The sequence below is a fragment of the Clostridium sp. genome (genome assembly GCF_051278035.1).
Classification (GTDB): domain Bacteria; phylum Bacillota; class Clostridia; order Clostridiales; family Clostridiaceae; genus Clostridium_AD.
Genome location: NZ_JBNMNU010000217.1, coordinates 1 through 6,336 on the forward strand (window position 1 = coordinate 1; position 6,336 = coordinate 6,336).

General features: G+C 31.3%; 7 protein-coding genes. All 7 read left to right on the plus strand.

Going from position 1 to position 6,336, the window contains the following annotated elements:
* Positions 1-662, plus strand: a 662-nt coding sequence (locus tag ACJAX4_RS21215) for a hypothetical protein (RefSeq protein WP_435791429.1), incomplete at its 5' end; no start/stop codon positions are given.
* A gap of 2 nt (positions 663-664) precedes the next feature.
* The gene (locus ACJAX4_RS21220) at positions 665-1,054 is read left to right on the plus strand and encodes a hypothetical protein (protein ID WP_435791430.1); all 390 of its coding nucleotides are present in this window, start codon (positions 665-667) and stop codon (positions 1,052-1,054) included.
* 118 nt (positions 1,055-1,172) lie between these two features.
* Positions 1,173-1,499, plus strand: coding sequence for an NINE protein (locus ACJAX4_RS21225; RefSeq protein ID WP_435791431.1), 327 nt, complete (start codon positions 1,173-1,175; stop codon positions 1,497-1,499).
* A gap of 225 nt (positions 1,500-1,724) precedes the next feature.
* Positions 1,725-2,702 carry a 3'-5' exoribonuclease YhaM family protein gene (locus ACJAX4_RS21230; protein ID WP_435791432.1) on the plus strand — a complete coding sequence of 326 codons (978 nt, stop codon included), beginning with the start codon at positions 1,725-1,727 and terminating at the stop codon, positions 2,700-2,702.
* Positions 2,703-2,715: 13 nt separating this feature from the next.
* On the plus strand, positions 2,716-2,928 hold the full coding sequence (locus ACJAX4_RS21235) for a DUF3006 domain-containing protein (protein ID WP_435791433.1): 213 nt from the start codon (positions 2,716-2,718) through the stop codon (positions 2,926-2,928).
* A gap of 240 nt (positions 2,929-3,168) precedes the next feature.
* Positions 3,169-4,581 carry an NAD(P)/FAD-dependent oxidoreductase gene (locus ACJAX4_RS21240; protein WP_435791434.1) on the plus strand — a complete coding sequence of 471 codons (1,413 nt, stop codon included), beginning with the start codon at positions 3,169-3,171 and terminating at the stop codon, positions 4,579-4,581.
* Between the two features lie 163 nt (positions 4,582-4,744).
* Complete coding sequence (locus ACJAX4_RS21245) at positions 4,745-6,031, plus strand: adenylosuccinate synthase (protein ID WP_435791435.1); 1,287 nt, start codon at positions 4,745-4,747, stop codon at positions 6,029-6,031.
* The last annotated feature ends 305 nt before the right edge of the window (positions 6,032-6,336 follow it).

The window sequence follows — 6,336 nt, forward strand, 5'->3', positions numbered from 1 at the left end:
AAAAACAATCTATAACATTAAATAGTAAAACATATGATATAGAAATTTTAGATGTACAAGTATTTAAACAAGGGGGTACACTTAGTGCTGAAACTATGGAAACCTTTAGTTATCCAATGCTTCTACTTGATTTTGGTGGTGGCACATTAGATGTATCTCATTGGAAATATGAAAAAGATGAATTTGGTAACAAGGTACTTGGAATGACTAAGGCGAGTAGTTTTGCTCAACACGGTTTCCAGCCCACAATAGAAGCTATACTTACTAAAATTAACTCTGCCGAAGGTTCTGACGGTAATTATGATATATCAGATGCTATTGAATATTTAGAAGATAATGAACTACCGTTTGGAGAACCATCCGTATTACAAGAGATTAAGGACCTAGTGTTAAGACCTTATGTAGAGAAATCAATAAGTTCGATTAACAGTTCCTTTAAACCTAATATTTGTAAAGATATTAGAATAATAGGAGGGCCCGCTGAGATACTACTAGAATACTTACAAAATGAATTTATACGAACAGAGCCAAAGCTAATAGATAATAAAAATCCTCAATGTGCTAATGCTATACTATTTGCTGAAAGATATAAAGAACTGTTAGTAATAGAATTCTTAGATGGAAACAAAGAAGTTGCTGCAACTACAGAAGTAGGATATTAATTATGGGGGCACTCCGTAAAACTGTATCATCAAACTTAGGAGAGGAAACAGATAAAGACTTAATTACTTATGTGAGTAATATGGAGAAGAAGGGTATTAATAATTCTAAACTTATAAAGCAGGCACTAAGGTTTTACAGGGATTACGGAAATAAAGTTAAACAACTAGATACAGTAGATATTGCAAATATTTTAGATAACCCTGAAGTTAAAGAATATATAGGTAATATAGTTGGAGATCTTTTTAGAAGTGCTAGGCCAAATTCAATTTTAAAAATTAATGATACAGATGTTGTTAAAAAATTAAAGAGAGAACAACAAGAAAAGGATATAGATTCTGTTGAAAGTGAGTATATGAAAAAGCTTAATTGTGTTAAAGATATGTCTTTATAGAATGGAGTGACTAAAAGGCCACTCCATTTTTTTTAACATATAAATTCAATATATATCAAATTTTTTATGCATATGATAAAATGTTATTGGAATAAAATAATAGGAAATGGGTGATTTAATGTTCTGTCCAATTTGTGGGTCCCAAAATGATGATACATCAAATTTTTGTAAGACCTGTGGAATTAATTTATTAATTAATTCGGAAAACGCAGGTGTAAGGAATATAAGTGAAAAGAATTGGCTAGTTGCATTATTACTATCAATTTTTCTTGGACCCGTTGGCATCCACAGATTTTATGTGGGGAAAACAGGTACAGGAGTTTTAATGTTATTAACCTTTGGTGGCTTTGGATTATGGACAATAATTGATATTATTTTGATTGCTACTAATTCATTTACGGATATAGATGGATTACATCTAAACAAAAATATGTATAGATATTAAGTAGAATTACCATTAACTTTTTATATATTTACAGCTGGAATTGAAATTGATTTAGTATAACTAAAATGCAATGGTTCAGGCTATTCTTAGTCTGAATGTTTTTTTAAAATAAAACATGTATATTAGTCACCTGATATGGACCTACATAAGGTAGTATGGATATGGTACTATAGGTGTATTATATATATACATATAATAAGGTTAAGATAATATAAGGAGATAAATATGGGAATGAAAAAAATAAGTGAAATAAAAAAAGGTGACAGAGTTGAAGGTTTTTATATTATAAAATCTGTAGATAGTAAGGTGCCCAACAATAGTAATTCCAATAAATATTTAGATTTTAATTTAGGGGATGTCACAGGTGATATTAATGCAAAACTTTGGGAGTGTAATGATGAGTTAGAAAATAAGTTTAAACAAAATACCTTAGTAAAAATTAAAGGTAGTGTAAATGAGTGGAGGGGAAAACTTCAATTAAAAATTGAATCCATAAGACTTGTGGAAGAAAAAGATGAAGTTAAAATTGGGGATTATGTAGCAGTTGCTCCATATTCACCAGAAAATATGTATGATGATATTTTAAACTACTTATCTAAAATTAATAATATAGATATTCAAAATATAGTTACAAACATTTTAAGTGATAATGAAGAAAAGTTAATGTATTATCCAGCGGCGAAGTCTAACCATCATGCAGTAAAATCAGGTCTTTTATATCACACAACAACTATGCTTAAGGCAGGAGAAAAATTAAGTGAAATATACACCTTTCTAAATACGGATTTATTGTATGCAGGTATAATACTTCACGATATTGGTAAAATATACGAGATGGATGCCAGTGAACTTGGAATTGTGAGCACCTATACAGTGGAAGGGCAACTAATAGGTCATATTGTCCAAGGGATTAAAATGATAGAGACTGCAAGCCTTGAAGTTAAAGCAAGTAAGGAAGTGGCTGTGTTACTTCAACATATGATATTATCTCATCATTATGAGGCGGAATATGGAAGTCCTAAAAAGCCTATGATACCAGAAGCGGAAATGTTACATCATTTAGATATAATGGATGCTAGAATGTATGACATGAATAAGGCTTTAAGGGAAACAGAAGAGGGGAAATTTTCAGAAAGAATATTTTCGCTAGACAACATAAGTATTTATAAGAGTTTTATTAATAAATATAATAAAATCTTTTAAAAAGGTGATTAAAATGATAGGTATAATAGATAGGTTTGAAGAAGAATATGCAGTAGTAGAACTAAAAGATGGAAAAATGATTAATATAAGTAAAGCAAAATTACCAATAGCAGTAGAGGAAGGAATGGTTATAGATATCTCAGAGTGCATAACTATAAATACATATGAAACTTTGAAACGAAAAAAAGAAATAGAGAAATTGACAGAGAATCTGTGGGATGAGTAATATTTTAAATTAAATATATCATTATCATTAAAAGTAAAATGACCTAATATAAAAAATACACTTATTCATTTAAAATGAGTAAGTGTATTTTTACGGAAGATATACGAACTATTAATACAAATATTTAACTAATATTCGCATTTTGTATTGACTGAGTTAAACTGCTCTGATATTATTAAGTAGGCATAAAAACATGGATAACATTTATTTTAAGTCGAAGAAGACAGGAGGAACAGTGAAATGAAAAATTTTTACGATGTAGTTATTGTAGGAGCCGGGCCTGCGGGTATATTTACGGCACTAGAAATTTCTAATAAAAAACCTGAACTTAGTGTGCTTATAGTTGATAAAGGAAGAAGTATAGAGAAAAGAAAATGTCCAGCTAGAGATAATGGTAAATGTGTTAAGTGTAATCCCTGTGGAATAACATTTGGGTGGTCGGGTGCGGGTGCTTTTTCAGATGGTAAGCTATCTCTAAGCCCTGAAGTGGGTGGAAGACTTCTCGAATATTTTTCTGAAGATGAATCAAAAAAATTGATTGAATATTGTGATGATATATATATAAAATTTGGAGCAAATGAAAAGGTATATGGACTGAATAATGATAAAGTTGAAGAAATTAAATATGAAGCAAGCAAACATAACATTCGTCTTATTGAATGTCCTGTAAGACATTTAGGAACAGAGCTTGCCTATGAAGTTTTAAAATCTATGTACCATCATTTAATGGATAATACAAATACAGAGTTTATTGAACTTAGTGAAGTAGAAGAAATATTAGTTGAAGATAATAAAGCTACTGGAGTCTTATTAAGAAGCAGTGAAGGCGTGGCTCAGGTTAATGCAAATTACGTTGTAGCAGCGCCGGGTAGAGGTGGAGCAGAATGGATTTCAAATGAGGCTAAAAAACATAATATTGTGGTTACTAACAATGCGGTAGACATTGGACTTCGAGTGGAAGTGCCTAATTCTGTTATGGACCATCTAACAAAGGATCTATACGAAGCAAAATTAGTATATTATTCTGATACCTTTGACAGTAAGGTTAGAACCTTCTGTATGAACCCAGGTGGAGTAGTTTCAGCTGAATATTATGATGACAATAAGCTTGCAGTTGTAAATGGTCACAGTTACTCAGATCAAAAACTTAGAACAACTAATACAAACTTTGCAATGCTTGTATCTACTACATTTACGGAGCCTTTTAATCAACCTATTGATTATGGTAAATATATAGCTAAACTAGGTAACATGTTAACTGGTGGAGGCATAATGGTTCAAAGACTGGGAGACCTACTAAAGGGAAGCAGAACAGATCATAATAGATTAGCGAAGTCGACTACTGTACCTACTCTTAAATCAGCGGTTCCAGGTGATTTAAGTTTTGTATTGCCACAAAGGCATTTAACCTCCATAGTGGAAGCTTTAAAGGCTTTTGACAAGATAGCACCTGGACTTTATAGTAAGAACACATTACTATATGGAGTGGAAGTTAAGTTTTATTCTAGTAAGATTAGTACAAACGATAAGTTTGAAACATCTATCAGTAATTTGTACACCATAGGAGATGGCGCGGGAATAACCAGAGGACTAATGCAAGCTTCTACAACCGGTGTAGTAGTAGCAAGAAACATAGCAGAGATGTCAGACTAAAAAGATTTAACGACATTGAAAATGACTATTTAACTTGTAATTGGTTATTTAAACAGTTAACGCGTATAATTTAAAAAGAAAGTAAACCTAAGATGCAATTAAATTTCTAACTTTAATAGTGAATAGATTTTATTGCAAAATTAATTGAAAGCGAGGAATTTATATGTCAGCATTTATTGTTTTAGGAGCCCAATGGGGCGATGAAGGTAAAGGTAAGATGACAGATTATCTTGCTGAAGGAGCTGACTTAGTTGTCAGATCCCAAGGTGGAAACAATGCAGGTCATACTGTAGTAGTAGGAGAAAAGGAATATAAGCTGCACTTAATACCGTCAGGAATATTATATAAAGAAAAATTAAATGTAATAGGTAATGGAGTTGTTATAGATCCAAAATCATTATTTGAAGAAATTGATTACTTAAAAGAGCTAGGTGAAAACATAAACCCAGAAAGATTAATTATTAGTGATAGATCGCAGGTTATAATGCCATATCATAGAGAGTTAGATAATTTATACGAAATAGCAAGAGGTAAAAATGATATAGGAACTACAAAAAAAGGTATAGGCCCATGTTACACTGATAAGTTTGAAAGAAGTGGAATCAGAGTATGTGACTTACTTAAAAAAGATGTCTTTAAAGAAAAACTTAAAACTAGTTTATCAATGAAAAATGATATAATAACAAAAGTTTTGGGTGGGGAAGCACTTGATTTTGATAAAATATATGCGGAATACTTAGAGTATGCAGAAAGAATGAGACCTTTTGTAAAAGATATATCAGTTAAAATTTATGATGCAATAAAATCTGGTAAAAATGTTTTATTTGAAGGAGCACAAGGCACTCTTCTTGATATAGATTATGGTTCGTATCCTTTTGTAACCTCATCTAACACTATTGCAGGAGGAGTTTGTACTGGAACAGGAATAGGCCCTACTATGATAACAAATGCTGTAGGAATAGCCAAAGCATATACTACAAGAGTAGGAAAAGGACCATTTCCAACAGAACTTGATGATGAAGTAGGAGAATGGATTCGCGAAAAAGGATTTGAATTTGGTGTAACAACAGGTAGAGCAAGAAGATGCGGATGGCTTGACCTTGTTATATTAAAGACATCAGCAAGAATTTCTGGTCTTACTAGCTTTGCTGTAACCAAAATAGATACTTTAGCAGGACTCGCAAAAATCAAAATATGTGTAGGATATAAATTTGAAGGAAGCATTATAGATTATTTCCCAGCGAGTTTAGAGGATTTGGCTTGTTGCGTTCCAGTATATGAAGAGTTTGATGGATGGGACGCGAGTATAGCGGATGCAAGAAGTTATGAAGAACTTCCTGAAAACGCAAAAATATACTTGAAGAGAATAGCAGAGTTTACAGGAACTAAAATTTCTATAGTATCAGTAGGACCTAAAAGAGATCAAACGATGGTAGTAGCGGAAATATAATAGCTAGAGATTTAACAAGGATTCCTGTGTATTATGTATGTTTGTTTCAACATAGGGGATTATAAATATTATGAGGTATATAAATTTAAGTCTACAAGTGCGTATTAAAAATTAATAAGTGGACTTGTAAATTTGAATCAAATATACTATAATGAGAATGAGAATTAATTACTAAATAAATATTTTAAATAGTAGTTAATTATGGTACAATTATTTTAAATTTAAAAAAGCGAGGTAGATAATATGAAAGTAACTAAGGATATGACAATAGGAGACGTTGTAAGACAATCCCCAGATTCAGTTGA